This is a genomic window from Sporofaciens sp. St.21A7, from assembly GCF_059728535.1.
This window is the reverse complement of sequence record NZ_BAAGFN010000001.1, coordinates 2656649-2673184: the sequence shown is the minus strand read 5'-3', so window position 1 is coordinate 2673184 and position 16536 is coordinate 2656649. Positions and strand designations below refer to the sequence as shown.

Below are 16536 nucleotides of genomic sequence, written 5' to 3'. Positions count from 1 at the left end.
ATAAGCTTTAAGAAGGAGGCATCTTATGGGAAAGCGACTCATGGTGGTGGATGATTCCCGAGTAATTGAAATGCAGATGCAGAAGCTACTGGCGGGCACAGATTATGAGATTGTAGCTTACTGTCGGGATGGAGAAGAGGCAATCGACCGGTACGGCGAGGTAGATCCGGATCTGGTGACGATGGATATTATTATGCCCGGAATTGACGGTCTGGAGACGGCTGAAGCAATTTTGAAGGACTACCCGTTTGCCAGGATTGTGATGGTATCTTCACTGGCATATGACGATACGATTAACGAAGCGGATAATATCGGTGTGAAAGCATTCGTGTACAAGCCGCTGGAACGAGAGATGTTGTTGGAGGCTTTTGAGAAAGCAATGCAGCCATAAATGAGAAGCAGGTGGAACATTGACAAACCGCCTGCTTCTCTTTATAATATTTAGGGTGTAAAAGCTGGAATGGAAACAGGAGGATATCATGCAGAAATACGGAGTAAATGAATTGCGGAAAATGTTCCTTGATTTTTTTGAAAGCAAGGAGCATCTAAAGATGAAGAGTTTTTCGCTGGTGCCGCACAACGATAAGAGCCTGCTGCTGATTAATTCAGGCATGGCGCCGCTGAAGCCTTATTTTACCGGACAGGAGATTCCGCCCAAAAGACGGGTGGCGACCTGCCAGAAGTGCATCCGCACAGGGGATATTGAGAATGTGGGGAAGACGGCGCGGCACGGCACTTTTTTTGAGATGCTGGGCAATTTTTCCTTCGGGGATTATTTTAAACGGGAATCCATCCACTGGACATGGGAATTCTTAACCGAGGTCGTGGGCCTTGACCCGGACAGGCTGTATCCGTCCGTCTATTTGGAGGACGACGAAGCGTGGGAGATTTGGAATCAAGAGATTGGGATTGCGCCGGAGCGGATTTTCCGGTTTGGGAAGGAAGACAACTTCTGGGAGCACGGCGCCGGTCCATGCGGTCCATGCTCGGAAGTATATTACGACCGCGGGGAAGCCTACGGCTGCGGGAAGCCGGACTGTACGGTAGGCTGTGACTGTGACCGCTATATGGAGATCTGGAACAATGTATTTACCCAGTTCGACAATGACGGCAAGAACCATTATATCGAACTTGAGCAGAAGAATATTGATACCGGCATGGGGCTTGAGCGTCTTGCATGTATCGTGCAGGACGTGGATTCCATGTTCGACATTGATACCATCAAGGCGCTGAGGAGCCATGTCTGCAATCTTGCGGGCGTAGAGTATGGTAAAGAAGCCGGGACGGATGTCTCTATCCGCGTGATTACGGACCATATCCGTTCCGTGACCTTTATGATTTCAGATGGAATTATGCCTTCTAATGAAGGCAGGGGCTATGTGCTGCGCCGCCTTTTGCGCCGTGCATGCCGCCATGGAAGAATTCTGGGGATTCAGGGAGAATTCCTTGTGAAGCTGGCCGGGACGGTGATTGAAGGCTCGAAAGACGGATATCCGGAACTGGAGGAGAAGAAAGAGTTTATCTTCAAAGTCGTAGCAAAGGAAGAAGAGCAGTTTGGCAAAACGATTGACCAGGGATTGTCCATTCTTGCCGACATGGAAAAAGAGATGGCTTCAAAGGGCGTCAAGGTACTGGAAGGGACAAGTGCGTTTAAGTTATACGATACCTATGGTTTCCCTCTTGACCTGACCCGTGAGATTCTGGAGGAGAAGGGTCTGTCTGTGGACGAGGAAGGTTTCCAAAAAGCCATGGATATCCAGAGAAAGACTGCGAGGGATGCAAGGGAAGTCACAAACTACATGGGGGCGGACGTAACCGTTTACGAGTCTATCGATCCGGGTATTACCACAGAGTTTGTGGGGTATGGCCAACTGGCGTGTGATTCAAAGGTGACTGTGCTTACGACGGATACGGAAATTGCCGACGCGCTTTCTGACGGCGAGAGAGGGACGGTATTCGTAGAGCAGACGCCTTTCTATGCCACCAGCGGCGGCCAGGAGGCTGACAGAGGGGTGATAACGACTGCAGGCGGAGAATTCAAGGTTGAGGACGTTGTGAAGCTCTTAGGAGGCAAATTCGGGCATATCGGGCGTGTGACAAAAGGCATGATCAAGACGGGGGATACGGTAACATTGAAGGTGGATACCGAAAACCGGGCGCTTAGCGCGAACAACCACAGCGCCACCCATTTGCTCCATAAGGCTCTGCGCATGGTCCTGGGAAACCACGTGGAACAAGCAGGTTCTTCGGTAAATGCAGACAGGCTGCGCTTTGACTTCACTCATTTTTCCGCGCTGACCCCGGAAGAACTGAGACAGGTGGAGGAAATCGTCAATGAGCAGATTCGGAATTCCCTTGCTGTGAAGGTAGAGAATATGCCGATTGAAGAGGCGAAAAAGACAGGGGCAGCGGCCCTGTTCGGCGAGAAATACGGAGACATCGTAAGAGTCGTCAGCATGGGGGACTTTTCGATTGAATTCTGCGGTGGTACCCATGTAGGCAACACCGGAGCCATCACTGCGTTTAAGATTCTGTCAGAGACAGGCGTTGCCGCCGGGGTACGCAGGATTGAGGCGCTTACCGCCAAGGGACTGATGGATTACTATAACGAGCTAGAGCAGAAGTTTTTGGACGCTGCAAAGCTAATCAAGGCTACGCCGGATAACCTGGCAGAGAAGATTGGGCATCTGGTGGGAGAGAATAAGGCTCTGCGCAGCGAAATCGAGAGCCTAAAGAGCAGGCTTGCCAAAGATGCGGCAAAAGACATCCTGAATCAGGTGAAGGACATCAAAGGCGTAAAACTCCTTGCCACAAAGGTAGAGGGCGTAGATATGAACGGGCTTCGCGACCTTGGCGACCAGCTAAAGGAAAAACTGGGGGAGGGCGTCATCGTACTTGCCTCCGGGACAGCCGGCAAAGTAAGCCTGATGGCGATGGCGACCAAAGAAGCCATGGAACGGGGGGCGCATGCCGGCAATCTGATTAAGGCGGCGGCATCCTTAGTCGGAGGAGGCGGCGGAGGACGTCCCAATATGGCACAGGCGGGAGGAAAGAACCCGGACGGGATTGGCGACGCCCTTGCAAAAGCGGCAGAGGTATTGGAAAGCCAGTTAAAATAGCACAAAAATGAAGATATTCGAGAAAAAATATTGACGTTATGGAAATATGTGTTATAATCTTATGTAGTGCAAGAAAAATACCCGATCAGTCGTATATTGCACAATATGGACTGGAGGGGAGGTTAGGTGTGAGAGTATGTCAAATGTAATCGTTAAAGAAAACGAGACGTTAGATAGCGCTTTACGCAGATTCAAAAGAAACTGTGCGAAGGCTGGTATCCAGCAGGAGATTCGTAAGAGAGAACATTACGAGAAGCCAAGCGTTAGACGTAAGAAGAAGTCAGAAGCTGCTAGAAAACGCAAATATAATTAATTGTGTGCAATGATAGAGTGTCTTAGGACACTCTATTTTTATCATATGGGAAACTTCGTCCCCTAATTTTCTTATAGGAAGGAGTAACCGCATCTTTTTTGCCGTACGGGGAGAGGCTGTTGTGAATGATTCTGTGGAGGAAGATGCATACAGGGTAGGCATGGACGCCTATGCGTCAATCGTCAGCAACGGCGATTCCTCATTAGGGACGGTGCTGTACCGGACTTCTGAGGAGTTCCAGGCAATTTACCGGAATGCGGATGTTGTGCTTGCAAAGGGGCAGGCGAATTATGAATGTCTGAGCGAAGAGAAGAAAAAGATATATTTCCTTCTTATGACGAAATGCAAGGTGATTGCGGACGATATCGGCGTCCCTGAGATGAAAATGGTCTGCAAATTAAATAGTAGTATTTAAAGGGGATAATACAAGAACCAGAAAGTGATTCGGCAGATATACTATATATTGAATGAACTGCAAACAATAAGGGAAGGTACACAATGTCTGGAATTGAGGAATCCAATTATATTCTGAATCTGGTTCACAAAATGGGTGGATACATTGACGAGAACGGGATGCTCCAACTGAAAAACGGATTCTGTGTCGGGGAACAGGTTCCTCCTCACGGAAAGTTTTTCCGTGAACTTGCCTCCTATATGGAAAAAACATATGGAGAAACCGGGCTTGCCGGATGCAGCGATAGGGAAGGGCGGATGCGCCACCAGCTTCGTATGTACATTGACAGGCATAACATTGCATATGTCCGGAAGAATTTTAAGAAAGACGGCATGACAGATGAGGAAGCGCTGATGGCATATGTCCAGACTCCTTCCTGGCAGGGCGGCCTGGGCGGCGCAAAGATGCTGCGAGAGCCGGCAAGGCTGCACAATAAATATCCTTCTGAATCAAGCTACCGGAAATATCAGAAGGGACGGGAGAATAAGAAACGGCTCACCCCGGATTTCCATTCCGAATTTATCATTGACAGGGACGGCGCCTTCGTGAGCCAGTGGAACGTCCTTGAGGAGGATAGGCAGGGAAGAGTGATCAGTGACATTGAATATTACCGGCAGAAATATCTGGCGCAGGGAGCAGAAGCATGGGAAGATGCACAGCGGCAGATTATGGATACGGAATCTTTTAATTATGCCTCGAAGAATGACAAGGCACATCAACTTCTGGATATAGAGCCGCCAGGATTGTTTGATACCAATTTAAGGAAACAGATTGGGAAAGAATGGAAGAGCCCATGCAAACATGCAAAGGCTCTAAGAGACATTAAAAACCGCTATTGCTATGGTTCGGACAAAGGGGACAGGTATTCATCCCGAAGCTCCTGATAGAGCCGGCAGACCGGAAGCCCGACCACATTATTATAATCCCCGCGGATACATTTCACATGGACGGCAAACGCACCCTGAATCCCATAGGCACCCGCTTTATCAAGCGGGTCGCCTGTCTTAACATAAGCACGGAGGTCTTCCGGGCTTACCGGGCAGAAGGTGACGTCCGTTGATTCATAGAACGTCCTGGTATGCACCTGTCCTTTTCGGGAAATGACCAGCGATACGCCTGTGTAGACCTGATGGGTGCGGTCCGCAAGCATGGACAGCATATCGTACGCCTCCGCCTGGTCGGCGGGTTTCCCTAAAATCTCATCACGGTAAACCACAATCGTGTCCGCTCCGATGATAACACAGTTTTTTTGCCCATAACGGCGGAAAACATCCTCCGCTTTCTGAAAAGCCAGCTCCATCACAATCTCGGAAGGAACCGTTTTTGTGATCGTCTCCTTTACGGAGGAGGGGATGACCTGGAATTGAAACCCAGCCTGCGTCAATAATTCTTTTCTTCTCGGAGATGCCGATGCCAGTATATATTTCATGTGAAACCCTCCCTTAATTCTTATTCGTCTTCCAACATCCTAAGCCCGGCCGTGCTCGTGACAGGAAGAGAGAAGATGATTCCCCCCGCAGGGCTGCCGGTTCCCGCCTGCTCCATGATTGCCTTCATGATTGCGTTCTTCTGTTGTCTGCGCACGACGATAAAAATCATCTCTTTTTCTTCCGCAAGAGAAATCCCAAGGAAACGCTTCGCATGTTCCGCACCGGTTCCTTTGGCGTGAATGACGGTGCCTCCCGGCGCGTCTGCGCTTCTTGCCGCATCCATGATCGTCTCGATATATCCGGAATTTGCAATTGTAACCAAAAGCTCATAATCTGTGTTCTGCAACGTGCTTTCCTCCTCTATTGAAAGTTCCTGGCCCACCGTGATGTATTGGAGCCGCTTCTTGCCTCCGACACTGCTTAACGGAACCAAAAATGCAATCCCTCTGCCGGGGACGTCGATTTTGACCTGGGCATACAAATCTTTTTTCAGCAGTTTCCATGTATCCCATGTGATAAAAGCGAAGTAAAGGGTTTTTCCCGTGGCCTCCAGCCCCAGATAATCAAGGATTGCGCTGTTGGCAGTCCCTTCCCCTAATACGGTAAGCGTCACATGGATATTATGCAGCTTAAAAAACTGTATAAATTTTTCACGCATTCCTCTGTTGGTAATAATACCAAGCATATAGACCGAATTCATTAAGCGTCCTCCTGATTTCTTTATAATTCTATAATATCATCATCTGCCAGGATATCAAGATAAGATGCCGCTTCCGTCGGAGCAATTTCATCCTTTCCTGCACGGAATTTGTAAATTGCCCCCTGAATCTGGATTGCAATCAACGGCGTCATGGCAACCATGGCGACGATTCCGAATGCATCCTGTACAATATTTCCGCCTACCGCCTGACATGCGCCCATGGCAAAAGGCAGCAGGAAGGTAGCGGTCATAGGACCGGAAGCCACCCCGCCGGAGTCGAATGCAATGGCGGTAAATATTTTCGGCACGAAGAATGACAGGCAGATTGCGATTACATATCCCGGAAGGATGAACCAAAAAATCGAGATTCCGGTCAGCACCCGTGTCATGGCAAGGCCAATGGAAACTGCAACTCCAAGAGACAGGCTGATTCCCATGGAATTGCCCGAAATGGCGCCGGAGGTGATTTCTTCTACCTGTTCCATCAATACATAGACGGCAGGCTCCGCCTTTACGATGAAATATCCAATGATCATGCCGATGGGAATCAGGATAAAGCGGTAGGGGAGGGCGGCGATGGTCTGCCCAAGATGATTCCCGGCTGGCATGAAGCCTACGTTTACCCCGGTCAGGAACAACACCAGGCCGATATAGGTATAGACGACGCCTATGATGATTTTCAGGAGAGTCTTCTTTTTGAGTTTCAGCGAAACAATCTGGAAGACGGCGAAAAATACGGCAATCGGAAGCAGTGACACTATGATTTCTTTCATGTATTCCGGAAATCCTTTTGCAAAATGACGCCACAGTTCCACGGAATCCTGGATCTCGGGAAGTTCCTTCGGCGTATAGACGGCGTCTCCCGGATGGTACAAAAGCCCAAGCAGCAGGACTGCAAGAATCGGCCCGATGGAGCAGAGGGCTACCAGCCCGAAACTATCGTCCTCTGCATGTTTGTCGCTTCGGACGGCGGCAAAACCAACACCCATGGACATGATGAAGGGAACCGTCATAGGGCCGGTGGTGACGCCTCCTGAATCGAACGCCACCGCGAGGAAATCTTTCGGGACGAAGAACGCCAATATAAATACAAGGATGTAGCATACCACCAACAATGAAGGCAGTGAGCGGGAAAAAAGCATACGCATCATGGCGACCACCAGAAAAAATCCGACGCCGAAGGCGACTGCCAGAATCAGCGCCATATTAGGGATAGAAGGGACTTGCTCGGCAAGTACCTGAAGGTCCGGTTCCGATATGGTAATCACGAATCCCAGGATAAAGCACAGGAAGAATACAATCCAGAATCTCTGGGAATTTGCCATCTTCGTGCCGACCTTTTCCCCCATAGGCGTCATGGCAAGCTCTGCCCCCAGGGTGAACAGCATCATGCCGACGACAAGGAGCACGGCTCCGAACAGGAACAAAAGCAGGATGCTAGGCGGGACGGGCGCAATGGTAAAACTCAAAAGCAGCACCAGCCCGATGATGGGCAGTACGGCTTTTAATGCCTCTTCTAATTTTTCAGCGAATTTTGTCTGGTAGAATTCCATGAAATAAGATCCTTTCTAAAAGAAACAGGTTAACAGATATATCCACTTTAACATGATTTCGGAAAGGGCTGCAACCGATTCCCGCCTTTTTAACAGGTTCTTAACGTTATTTATTTACAGTTCCCAAATGTTTCGGTATAATGTTAGGGTATCATAAAGGTCAGGCATCCGTAAGATATTGTGCGGATGTGCCGTAAACAGATGGAGGAAGAAGACATGTATATCAGTGAAATCAGGACGTCGGCGCCCACAGATGAGAGGATGCCGTTGGAGAGAAAGATGTATGAGACATTGGATAAATTAAAGATACCTTATGAGCAGGTGGATAATGACCCGGCGGCGTCTATGGAAGAGTGTGCCGCTATCGACGTGGCGATTGGGACGGAGATCCGTAAGAATGTGTTTCTGTGCAACCAGAAGAAGACTACGTTTTTCCTGTTGGTGATGCCGGCGGACAAGGCGTTTGACACGGCGGCATTCAGCAAGAAGTTAGGGGTTTCCCATATGTCGTTCGCGCCTCCAGAGAAGATGATGGAGCATTTGGGGACCACGCCGGGATCGGCAAGCGTAGCCGGGCTTCTGACGGACGAGGATGATTATGTGCAGGTGATTGTGGATAAAGAAGTGGCAGAGGCGGAGTGGTTCGGGTGTAATCCGGGGATTAATACGAGCCATTTGAAATTCCGGACCAAGGATTTGCTGAATAAGTTTTTGCCGGCGATTCACCATAGGGCTAGGATTGTGGCATTGTAAGGAATGATATTTGGACCGTACAGCCAAAAAAGGGGTGGTGTGATGAGGAAGGTTAAAAAGGAAGAGTTGGAAGGGATTTCCAAGGGGCGAAAAAGGGGAGGGGCGCTTCGAGAGTTTCTGATTGAGGATATGGATCTGTCGGGATTTGATTTTTCGGGGATGGATTTTACGTTGAGTTCTTTCCGGGGTGTGAGGCTTGAGCATGTGAATTTTCGCGGGGCCGTGATTGAGAATGCGCTTTTGGATGGGTGTTCTTTGAGGGGATCTGTTTTTCGGGACGCGGATATGAAGACGGCTTCTTTGCGGGATTGTGATATGACGGGATGCGATATCCGGGGGGCGAATCTTTTCGGGGCGGTTCTGGAACATGCAAGGCTTGACGGGATTATTTCGGACGAAGGAACGCAGTGGTTCCGGATGCATTGTCCCACAAAGGGACCGATTCTTGGATATAAGAAATGTGTGAACGACAGGCTGGTGCAGCTTTTGATTCCTGCCGATGCGAAGAGGACTTCGGCGACGCTGCCATCTTGCCGGTGCAGTAAGGCGAAGGTGCTGACCATCAAGAGTTTTGATTCGTCGGTGGAATTTGACGAGGCCTGGTCTTTGGTGGATGAGAATTTTGTCTATCGAAAAGGGCAGTGGGTGGAAGTTTTGGATTTTAATGAGGACCGGTGGATGGATTCTACGACGGGGATTCATTTCTGGATGTCCAGAGAAGAGGCGATTCGTTATTAACGGATAAAAGATAGAGATAGAACGATATAAGGAGAGTATATGAAGACAGCAGAAGATTTGAGACAATTATTAGAACGGATTGACCATAGGGGATATCCGGCATATAAGGACACGAAGGGGGCCTATCAATTTCAGAGATATATGTTATCGATTGACCATGTACAGGGAGACCCTTTTGCAGCGCCTTCCAAGTTGAGCGTGAGGGTTCCCGGAAGGGCTGCGGGATTCCCCAAGGAATTATTTGACAAGAAGCATAAACGGATTGCTTTGCAGGATATGTTGATCCGGAATTTCCATGAGCAGATTCAGCAGTATTCTTTTCAGGCAAAGGGTTCCGGAAAGAGCGGCATTATCAGCGTGACCAGATGTTCCCAGGAGATTCTGGAACGGACGGCGTGCGAACTGAATCCGTCAAGCGGAGACGTTACGGTAAGGTTCGAGGTTGGTTTCCCGGCGAACGGACGTACCATCAATGCACGGGAGCTAATGAAGATTCTGTATGATTTCCTTCCTTCCTGTGTGGAGAGGGCTCTGTATTATGGAAGGCTTGACAAAGGGAAGGTGCAGAAGGTCATGGAGTTATCGGAAGACCAGGAAGCAATCCGCAGCCAGTTAGAGCCTATGGGATTGGTGGCTTTTGTGGCCAATGGCTCGGTTCTTCCGCGGGAGTCCGGCGTGTCCCAGCGCCCTATGAAGGGGGCGGTTGCCTTTGCTTCGCCAAAATCTATGGAGGTGACGATGGAACTTCCTTATAAGGGAAAGATTCGCGGGATGGGAATCCGAAAAGGCGTGACCTTGATTGTGGGCGGCGGCTATCATGGCAAATCCACGCTCTTAAAAGCTTTGGAGACGGGCGTGTATCCCCATATTGCGGGGGATGGCAGAGAGTATGTGGTGACAGACCAGGCGGCGGTGAAGATTCGCGCGGAGGACGGAAGAAGCATCAAGCATACGGATATTTCCATGTTCATCAATGATCTGCCAAACGGCAAGGATACGGTGGCGTTCCACACAGAGGATGCCAGCGGGAGTACTTCCCAGGCGGCAAATGTAGTCGAGGGCATAGAGGCAGGCGCAAAGGTATTCCTTATTGACGAAGATACCAGCGCAACGAATTTCATGGTAAGGGATGAGCTGATGCAGAGGGTCATCCACAGGGATATGGAACCGATTACCCCGTTTATCGAGAGGGTAAGGGCGCTTTATGAGGAGTTCGGGATTTCTACCGTAATCGTGGCGGGAAGCTCCGGCGCATATTTCCAGGTGGCAGATTCTATCGTGCAGATGGATAAGTATGTGCCAAAGGAGATCACGGAAGCGGCGAAGACGGCGGCAAAGGACTACCCGCAGCTTACGCTTCCCAAGGAAGGCCCAAAGAAGCCGTCCTTTGACAGGAAGATCCGCAGCTACCCAGGGCTTAAAAGTAAAGGACGCATCAAGATTAAGACCATGGGGAGAGACGGCGTGACGCTGAACCATGAGACGATTGATTTAAGATATGTGGAGCAGTTGATGGACAGCGAGCAGCTTGCGTCCCTTGGAAATGTGGTGAAGCATCTGGAAGAAAATGTGTTCGACGGCAGAAAGACTCTCGGACAGACGATTGAGGAGCTGTGGCGGAAACTGGATTCCCAGGGCCTTGCCGCAGTGTGCGACGGCAGCTATCTCCCGGGAAATCTGGCAATGCCAAGGAAGCAGGAGATTTACGCATGCCTGAACCGATACCGCCGTCTGGGGACTTCTGGAAAATAGGAAGGGGTTTTTATATGAGAGTAATCGCAGGCAGTGCAAGAAGGTTACAACTGAAGACATTAGAGGGCATAGAGACGCGCCCTACGACCGACCGTATCAAGGAGACGTTGTTCAATATGCTAGCGCCGTATCTGTATGACTGCATCTTTCTGGATTTGTTCGCAGGAAGCGGCGGTATCGGAATCGAGGCGTTAAGCCGCGGAGCCATGGAGGCGGTGTTCGTGGAGAAGAACCCGAAGGCGATGCAGTGCGTGAAGGAGAATCTTTCCCATACCCATCTGGAGCGCAAGGGAATGACCATGACCATGGACGTTATGACGGCTCTCTACAAATTAGAGGGCGAGAAACAGTTTGACTATATTTTCATGGACCCGCCTTACGGGCAGGAACTGGAACGGCGGGTGCTGACGTACCTGTCGGAATCGAAACTGCTGGCGCCGGAGGGCGTGATTATTATAGAAGCGGCAAAAGATGCGGATTTCGGTTATGCAGAGGAATTAGGATTTACAATCATTAAGAACAAGATCTACAAGACCAACAAGCATGTATTCCTTGAGCCGGCAGGGAGGAAGGGGATATGTTAAGGGCAATCTATCCGGGGAGCTTCGACCCTGTCACCTTCGGGCATCTGGATATCATCAAAAGGTCGTCAAGGCTTGTGGATGAATTAATTGTGGGAGTCCTGAACAATAAAGCAAAAAGTCCGTTGTTTTCCGTGGAAGAACGTGTTAGAATGTTAGAGGAAGTAACGAGTGACATACCGAATATCAGAATCATCCCATTCGGGGGATTGCTGGTGGATTTTGCCCGCCGGGTGGATGCCGGCATGGTAATCCGCGGATTGAGGGCGATAACGGATTTTGAATACGAACTGCAGATGGCGCAGACGAACCATAAGTTAGAGCCGGATTTGGAGACGGCGTTTTTGACAACCAGCCTGGAGTATTCCTACCTGAGTTCTACGACGGTAAAGGAAGTGGCGGCTTTTGGCGGGGATATTTCTCAGTTTGTGCCGGAATCAGTTGCGGACAGGATTACGGAGAAGATGAAGAAAAAGGAGAGTGTAAACTAATGAGCAGCCGTATTGAACAGATTATTGAGGAAATCGAAGAGTATATTGACAGTTGTAAGTTCCAGCCGCTGTCCACTTCTAAGATTATCGTGAATAAAGACCAGATGGACGAGCTTCTTAGGGAGCTTAGGATGAAGACGCCGGACGAGATTAAGCGTTACCAGAAGATTATTGCCAACAAGGACGCTATCCTGGCGGACGCCCAGGCGAAAGCGGACAGCATGATTGAAGAAGCGCAGATTCATACCAGTGAATTGGTCAGCGAGCATGAGATTATGCAGCAGGCATACGCCCAGGCCAACGAGATCGTGACTGCGGCCACGGAGCAGGCACAGGAGATTCTGGACAACGCCACCAGCGACGCCAATGATATCCGCATCGGCGCCATGCAGTATACCGATGATCTGCTGGCGAATGCAGAGAGCATCATCGGCCATACATTAGACAGCTATACGACGAAATACGACGGACTTGTGAACTCTCTGCAAGAATGTTACGACATGGTACACAACAACCGGGCGGAGCTTGAGATCCCGGATCAGTCTGCGCGGACGCTGGAGGCAGAGTACGGCAATGCGGAGCCGGAACCAGAATTTAGCGTAGACGAGGAAGAGATGATATAATCATAAATATAAGAATAGCCATACAAGAAGACTGGTTGCCAATGCGGTAATCAGTTTTTCTGCTATATAGGGAAGGAAGGGCAGGGACGTCCCCTGAATCATGGCGCGGGTCTGGGCGGCGGCGCACCATCCGCCGAAGGAGGTCAGGGCGAGCGCCTGCATGATCTGCATGTTCCGGGACATGGGTGCATTGCAGATCATTGGAATCCCGGTGGTGATCTCCAATGAAGGCAGGAAAAAGCCAGTGAAAGCGGCAGGTTTTACGGGCAGCAGCCCCGCAAAGGAAATCAGGATGGAAAACAGGATAATATATCCGCCAATTCTGGTGATTGTCTCAAATCCATTCATGATGCAGGTATCCAGAGAACCAGAACCGTTTCCGGAGCCGTTCCCGAATCCGGGGGACTGCAAAAAAAATTTCCGGTTCCCGGTCTCTCCCTGTTTTGGTATCTGATAGAGACGCCGGAATACAAAACTCAGCATGACGGGCGCTGCCGTCAGGATTACAAGGAGCGGCAGGGTAAGCGCAGGGACTTTCAGGTTCTGCCAGATGATATAACTGACAATGAACATGGGGCTTGTATTGTTGCAGAAAGACAGCAGGTAACGCGCCTCACGCTCAGAAATCCCGTCCTTTTTCAGCAAATCCGCAGCTACCTTGCTTCCCATCGGGCAGCCGCAGAGGAATCCAATCAGAATCACGAAAGCGCCGTAAGGCGATACCCGGAAGAACCTGCAGAGGATTGGCGCAAGAATCCGTGAAATCATATTTATGGCTCCGGTATGTATCAGCAGATTCGAGATGATCAGGAATGGCAGCAATGTGGGCAGGACTGTGTGGAACCAAAGCAGTACTCCCAGGCTTGCCCCTTGGAATGCAGCCTGGGGGAAGAGGAGCATTGCGGCAAAGAAAAGGGTAACGCATAGAGTGGCCAGTAATCGTTTCATAGAAAATCCTATCTCAATTCTCTTAAAATAATTCTATGGATATGGTTGATTTTTTATGAAGGATGTAACATAATGGGAGTAGAAATTACTTTTAAGAAAAGAGAGGAAAATGAAATGGCAGTATTAGAAAATTTAGAGCCGCAGAAGGTGTTCCAGTTCTTCGAGGAGATGTGCCAGATTCCCAGGGGAACCTTCGACACGAAGCGCATTAGTGATTACTGTGTGGAGTTTGCGAAGGAGCGGGGCCTGTCTTACATTCAGGATGAGGTGAACAATGTCATCATCACGAAACCTGGGACAGAAGGTTATGAGAACAGCGAGCCGATCATCTTGCAGGGACATCTTGACATGGTATGCGAGAAGACGGCAGACTCAGACCATGATTTCACGAAGGACGGGTTGGATCTTTATGTTGAGGACGGATATCTGAAGGCGAGGAACACGACCCTTGGAAGCGATAACGGAATCGCTGTGGCGATGGCGATGGCAGTCTTAGACAGCAAGGATATTCCCCATCCGCCAATCGAGGCGTTGTTTACCGTGGATGAGGAGGACGGTATGGGAGGCGCCCATGCCATCGACCTGACGCAGCTGAAAGGGAGGAAGCTCATCAATATCGACTCTGAGGAGGAAGGCATCCTGACCACCGGATGCGCAGGGGGAATCCAGTATGAGTCTATTTTTCCTGTACGGAAGGAGAAGAAGAGCGGAAGTCTTGTGAAGTTCCGTCTCCATGGGCTTTTGGGCGGACACTCTGGTGCAGAGATTCATAAGCAGCGTGGGAATTCTAACAAGATGGTGGGACGTTTCCTTTACCGTCTGTCAAAAGAAGTCGATTTCCAGTTGGCCAGCATCAATGGCGGGACGAAGAACAATGTCATCACGCTGGATACGACGGCAGAATTTTTGGTTTCTAATGATTTAGCGTCTTTGGTGCTTGCGAAAGCAGAAGAGATGGAGAAGATCTGGAATCACGAGTTCATGGGTGAGGAGCCTGGGCTTAAAGTAGATACTTCTGTCTCCGATGTGGCAGATTTTGAAGTGTTCGACGCCGCATCCACAAAGAATATTGTCGCTTTTCTGGAGCTTTGCCCCAATGGCCTGCAAGAGTACAGCCGTAAACTGGAGGGTGTTGTGGAGACTTCCCTGAATATAGGCGTTGTGGAGACAAAAGAAGATTGTGTACGGACATCTTTCCATATCCGCAGCTCCGTAGAGACAAGGAAGCAGCAGATGAAAGAGCAGGTAGAAGCGTGTACGTTACTTACCGGAGGAGAAGGGCGGATAATCGGAGAATACCCGGCATGGCAGTATGACCCGAATTCTGAGCTTCGCCAGATTATGGTGGATACATACAAGGAACTCTATGGAAAAGAGCCTATGGTATCGGCAATCCACGCCGGTCTGGAATGCGGCCTGTTCCTTGGCAAACGCCCGGATCTTGACTGTGTTTCCTTTGGCCCGAACCTGTTAGACGTACACTCTGTCAACGAAGCCCTTGACCTTGCTTCGGCACAGAGATCTTGGGACTATCTGAAGGCAATACTGAAAAATTGTAAATAAGTAATTTCGTGAACAGGTAATGTCTTATCAAGATGGGGTTGATGGCAGAAGTATATAGCCACAACCCCATCGAATCATAAATTTCTCAGTTTTTGTTCCCAAATTTAAGAATCTAAAAAATAATTCTTGTTGTAATTTTTTTCCTATTTTGGTATAATTCAAAGTAAATAAATTCCAAATACTTCTATAAGAATGTGTAAAATATTCGCAGATATTATATAGAATATTTGTAATTTATTTTAGTAGCACTTCCATCTGTTCGTAATAAAGTTACGGTAAAAAGTGGGGTAATATGCCATGCTGAAAAAAATTACGGTAAAAAATTTCAAATGTTTTAAGAATGAAACAGTATTCGATTTACGGAAAACGAACTATAAGTTTTTGGAGCAAAATACTTGCGGAAAATTATTGAAAGGAGCGTTGCTCGTGGGAGACCACGCTTCCGGCAAGACGACAATTCTCCAGTCCATCCGATTGTTGCCTGCGCTTCTGTTCCGGCAAGGCTCATGCAATGGGATGCCATATCAATGCATTTTTTCAAAAGAGAATGATAGCGGGCTTATCTATGAATTTGATATAGACGGCCATGATTTGGTCTATTCGTTCACGTTTTCCAGAGATTCTTTTGTAGAAGAGAACCTGACGGTTGACGGACGGGCCGTGATAGAGCGTTTAGGGAAGAAGGGGAAATGGATTGCAGGGAAGGAAACCGTTCTGTGGGATATCGAAGATTCCCAGCTTTTTCTCAAGCAAGTTTCTATGAATCCGGAAATTTCCGGCAGCGAAATCCTGAGGCAATTTCTTGCTTATTTGAAGAAGACGATTTATATTGACGGCTATACCAGAAAGATTGCCGCTTTCGACGGCGAGAGCCTGTGTGCGGAAAAATATATCGAAAATTACGGAGTCGAAAAAATGAATGATTTTTTCACAGAATATCATTTTCCCTATCGCCTTAGGTACTGTAGGGAGGGTGAAGGGACGGGGCAGATTTTTTTCCGGCGGGAAGAAAACGGCGGGGAGATTCCTGCCTGCATGGAGTCCTCCGGAAACCGGACGCTGATGAATCTTCTTCCGGCGTTTTTCCGTGGGATTGAAAGCGGGGGGATGCTGCTCATTGATTCGTTCGGCGGCGGCCTGCATAACAAATTAGAAGAGCTTCTGGTCAGGCATGTCATGAAGAAAGGGGAGAAGACGCAGCTCATTTTCGCTTCCCATTCGACGAATCTTCTGTCAAACACAATTCTGCGCCCGGATCAGATTTATGCGGTAGAGACTGGGAAAGAGGAGGGGAGTAGGCTGCATCGTTTTTCCGACGAACAGCCAAGAGTTGCCCAGAATCTTGAGAAAATGTATCTAAGCGGTGTGTTCGGGGGATTACCGGCATATAGAATGGATGATTTATCCACAGTGGTAATGAAAAATGAATGATAATTCGCTGGATTATCCACATTTGTACGGATAGTTATCAACCAGAAAAGGGACAGCCCGAAAATGTTTAATGGAAATGACATTTTC

General features: G+C 49.0%; 17 protein-coding genes. 13 read left to right on the top strand and 4 right to left on the bottom strand.

Annotation, left to right across the window (positions count from 1 at the left end; translation table 11 throughout):
* Positions 1-25 precede the first annotated feature (25 nt).
* From AC6I3O_RS13125 to AC6I3O_RS13105, 5 genes are all read left to right on the top strand, one after another.
* A complete protein-coding gene (locus AC6I3O_RS13125) occupies positions 26-391 on the top strand; it encodes a response regulator (RefSeq protein WP_497851278.1) in 366 nt (121 codons plus the stop codon).
* 88 nt (positions 392-479) lie between these two features.
* Positions 480-3119, top strand: a complete 2640-nt coding sequence (alaS, locus tag AC6I3O_RS13120; RefSeq protein ID WP_497851277.1) for an alanine--tRNA ligase — start codon at positions 480-482, stop codon at positions 3117-3119.
* Positions 3120-3255: 136 nt separating this feature from the next.
* Complete coding sequence (gene rpsU, locus AC6I3O_RS13115; RefSeq protein WP_004054229.1) at positions 3256-3432, top strand: 30S ribosomal protein S21; 177 nt, start codon at positions 3256-3258, stop codon at positions 3430-3432.
* 34 nt (positions 3433-3466) lie between these two features.
* Positions 3467-3847 carry an ARMT1-like domain-containing protein gene (locus AC6I3O_RS13110; RefSeq protein ID WP_497853469.1) on the top strand — a complete coding sequence of 127 codons (381 nt, stop codon included), beginning with the start codon at positions 3467-3469 and terminating at the stop codon, positions 3845-3847.
* Positions 3848-3930: 83 nt separating this feature from the next.
* Positions 3931-4770 carry a DUF3114 domain-containing protein gene (locus AC6I3O_RS13105; RefSeq protein ID WP_497851276.1) on the top strand — a complete coding sequence of 280 codons (840 nt, stop codon included), beginning with the start codon at positions 3931-3933 and terminating at the stop codon, positions 4768-4770.
* On the opposite strand, the gene AC6I3O_RS13100 is transcribed toward AC6I3O_RS13105, so the two are convergent.
* Genes AC6I3O_RS13100 through AC6I3O_RS13090 form a run of 3 tightly spaced genes read right to left on the bottom strand, consistent with a single transcriptional unit; the run spans position 4725 to position 7569 of the window.
* Positions 4725-5315 (bottom strand): Maf family protein, encoded by a 591-nt coding sequence (locus AC6I3O_RS13100; protein WP_497851275.1) that lies wholly within the window; start codon positions 5313-5315, stop codon positions 4725-4727. The two genes, AC6I3O_RS13105 and AC6I3O_RS13100, sit on opposite strands and share 46 nt — an antisense overlap.
* A gap of 20 nt (positions 5316-5335) precedes the next feature.
* Complete coding sequence (locus AC6I3O_RS13095; protein WP_497851274.1) at positions 5336-6016, bottom strand: P-II family nitrogen regulator; 681 nt, start codon at positions 6014-6016, stop codon at positions 5336-5338.
* A 20-nt stretch (positions 6017-6036) separates the two neighbouring features.
* On the bottom strand, positions 6037-7569 hold the full coding sequence (locus AC6I3O_RS13090) for a DUF1538 domain-containing protein (RefSeq protein ID WP_497851273.1): 1533 nt from the start codon (positions 7567-7569) through the stop codon (positions 6037-6039).
* A 216-nt stretch (positions 7570-7785) separates the two neighbouring features.
* On the opposite strand from AC6I3O_RS13090, the gene AC6I3O_RS13085 reads away from it, so the two are divergent.
* Genes AC6I3O_RS13085 through AC6I3O_RS13060 form a run of 6 tightly spaced genes read left to right on the top strand, consistent with a single transcriptional unit; the run spans position 7786 to position 12507 of the window.
* Positions 7786-8322 (top strand): prolyl-tRNA synthetase associated domain-containing protein, encoded by a 537-nt coding sequence (locus tag AC6I3O_RS13085; protein WP_497851272.1) that lies wholly within the window; start codon positions 7786-7788, stop codon positions 8320-8322.
* A gap of 42 nt (positions 8323-8364) precedes the next feature.
* Complete coding sequence (locus AC6I3O_RS13080) at positions 8365-9060, top strand: pentapeptide repeat-containing protein (RefSeq protein WP_497851271.1); 696 nt, start codon at positions 8365-8367, stop codon at positions 9058-9060.
* Between the two features lie 39 nt (positions 9061-9099).
* The gene (locus AC6I3O_RS13075) at positions 9100-10812 is read left to right on the top strand and encodes an ABC-ATPase domain-containing protein (protein ID WP_497851270.1); all 1713 of its coding nucleotides are present in this window, start codon (positions 9100-9102) and stop codon (positions 10810-10812) included.
* A gap of 14 nt (positions 10813-10826) precedes the next feature.
* Entirely contained in the window at positions 10827-11396 is a 570-nt protein-coding gene (gene rsmD / locus AC6I3O_RS13070; RefSeq protein ID WP_497851269.1) for a 16S rRNA (guanine(966)-N(2))-methyltransferase RsmD, read from the top strand.
* Entirely contained in the window at positions 11390-11884 is a 495-nt protein-coding gene (coaD, locus tag AC6I3O_RS13065; RefSeq protein ID WP_497851268.1) for a pantetheine-phosphate adenylyltransferase, read from the top strand. The genes rsmD and coaD overlap by 7 nt, the downstream gene beginning before the upstream one ends.
* On the top strand, positions 11884-12507 hold the full coding sequence (locus AC6I3O_RS13060; RefSeq protein WP_497851267.1) for an ATPase: 624 nt from the start codon (positions 11884-11886) through the stop codon (positions 12505-12507). Before coaD ends, AC6I3O_RS13060 begins: the two co-directional genes overlap by 1 nt.
* Here AC6I3O_RS13060 and AC6I3O_RS13055 read toward each other — a convergent pair whose 3' ends face one another.
* Entirely contained in the window at positions 12508-13455 is a 948-nt protein-coding gene (locus tag AC6I3O_RS13055) for a nucleoside recognition domain-containing protein (protein ID WP_497851266.1), read from the bottom strand.
* A gap of 114 nt (positions 13456-13569) precedes the next feature.
* Between AC6I3O_RS13055 and AC6I3O_RS13050 the strand changes: the two genes are divergently transcribed.
* Together AC6I3O_RS13050 and AC6I3O_RS13045 are read left to right on the top strand one after the other, a co-directional pair.
* Positions 13570-15018 carry an aminoacyl-histidine dipeptidase gene (locus AC6I3O_RS13050; protein WP_497853468.1) on the top strand — a complete coding sequence of 483 codons (1449 nt, stop codon included), beginning with the start codon at positions 13570-13572 and terminating at the stop codon, positions 15016-15018.
* Positions 15019-15315: 297 nt separating this feature from the next.
* Entirely contained in the window at positions 15316-16449 is a 1134-nt protein-coding gene (locus tag AC6I3O_RS13045; protein ID WP_497851265.1) for an AAA family ATPase, read from the top strand.
* Positions 16450-16536: the final 87 nt, after the last annotated feature.

Coding starts and splice junctions, on each gene's coding strand:
- AC6I3O_RS13125 (WP_497851278.1), top strand. CDS start 26: ATGGGAAAGCGACTCATGGTGGTGGATGATTCCCGAGTAATTGAAATG.
- alaS (WP_497851277.1), top strand. CDS start 480: ATGCAGAAATACGGAGTAAATGAATTGCGGAAAATGTTCCTTGATTTT.
- rpsU (WP_004054229.1), top strand. CDS start 3,256: ATGTCAAATGTAATCGTTAAAGAAAACGAGACGTTAGATAGCGCTTTA.
- AC6I3O_RS13105 (WP_497851276.1), top strand. CDS start 3,931: ATGTCTGGAATTGAGGAATCCAATTATATTCTGAATCTGGTTCACAAA.
- AC6I3O_RS13100 (WP_497851275.1), bottom strand. CDS start 5,315: ATGAAATATATACTGGCATCGGCATCTCCGAGAAGAAAAGAATTATTG.
- AC6I3O_RS13095 (WP_497851274.1), bottom strand. CDS start 6,016: ATGAATTCGGTCTATATGCTTGGTATTATTACCAACAGAGGAATGCGT.
- AC6I3O_RS13090 (WP_497851273.1), bottom strand. CDS start 7,569: ATGGAATTCTACCAGACAAAATTCGCTGAAAAATTAGAAGAGGCATTA.
- AC6I3O_RS13085 (WP_497851272.1), top strand. CDS start 7,786: ATGTATATCAGTGAAATCAGGACGTCGGCGCCCACAGATGAGAGGATG.
- AC6I3O_RS13080 (WP_497851271.1), top strand. CDS start 8,365: ATGAGGAAGGTTAAAAAGGAAGAGTTGGAAGGGATTTCCAAGGGGCGA.
- AC6I3O_RS13075 (WP_497851270.1), top strand. CDS start 9,100: ATGAAGACAGCAGAAGATTTGAGACAATTATTAGAACGGATTGACCAT.
- rsmD (WP_497851269.1), top strand. CDS start 10,827: ATGAGAGTAATCGCAGGCAGTGCAAGAAGGTTACAACTGAAGACATTA.
- coaD (WP_497851268.1), top strand. CDS start 11,390: ATGTTAAGGGCAATCTATCCGGGGAGCTTCGACCCTGTCACCTTCGGG.
- AC6I3O_RS13060 (WP_497851267.1), top strand. CDS start 11,884: ATGAGCAGCCGTATTGAACAGATTATTGAGGAAATCGAAGAGTATATT.
- AC6I3O_RS13055 (WP_497851266.1), bottom strand. CDS start 13,455: ATGAAACGATTACTGGCCACTCTATGCGTTACCCTTTTCTTTGCCGCA.
- AC6I3O_RS13050 (WP_497853468.1), top strand. CDS start 13,570: ATGGCAGTATTAGAAAATTTAGAGCCGCAGAAGGTGTTCCAGTTCTTC.
- AC6I3O_RS13045 (WP_497851265.1), top strand. CDS start 15,316: ATGCTGAAAAAAATTACGGTAAAAAATTTCAAATGTTTTAAGAATGAA.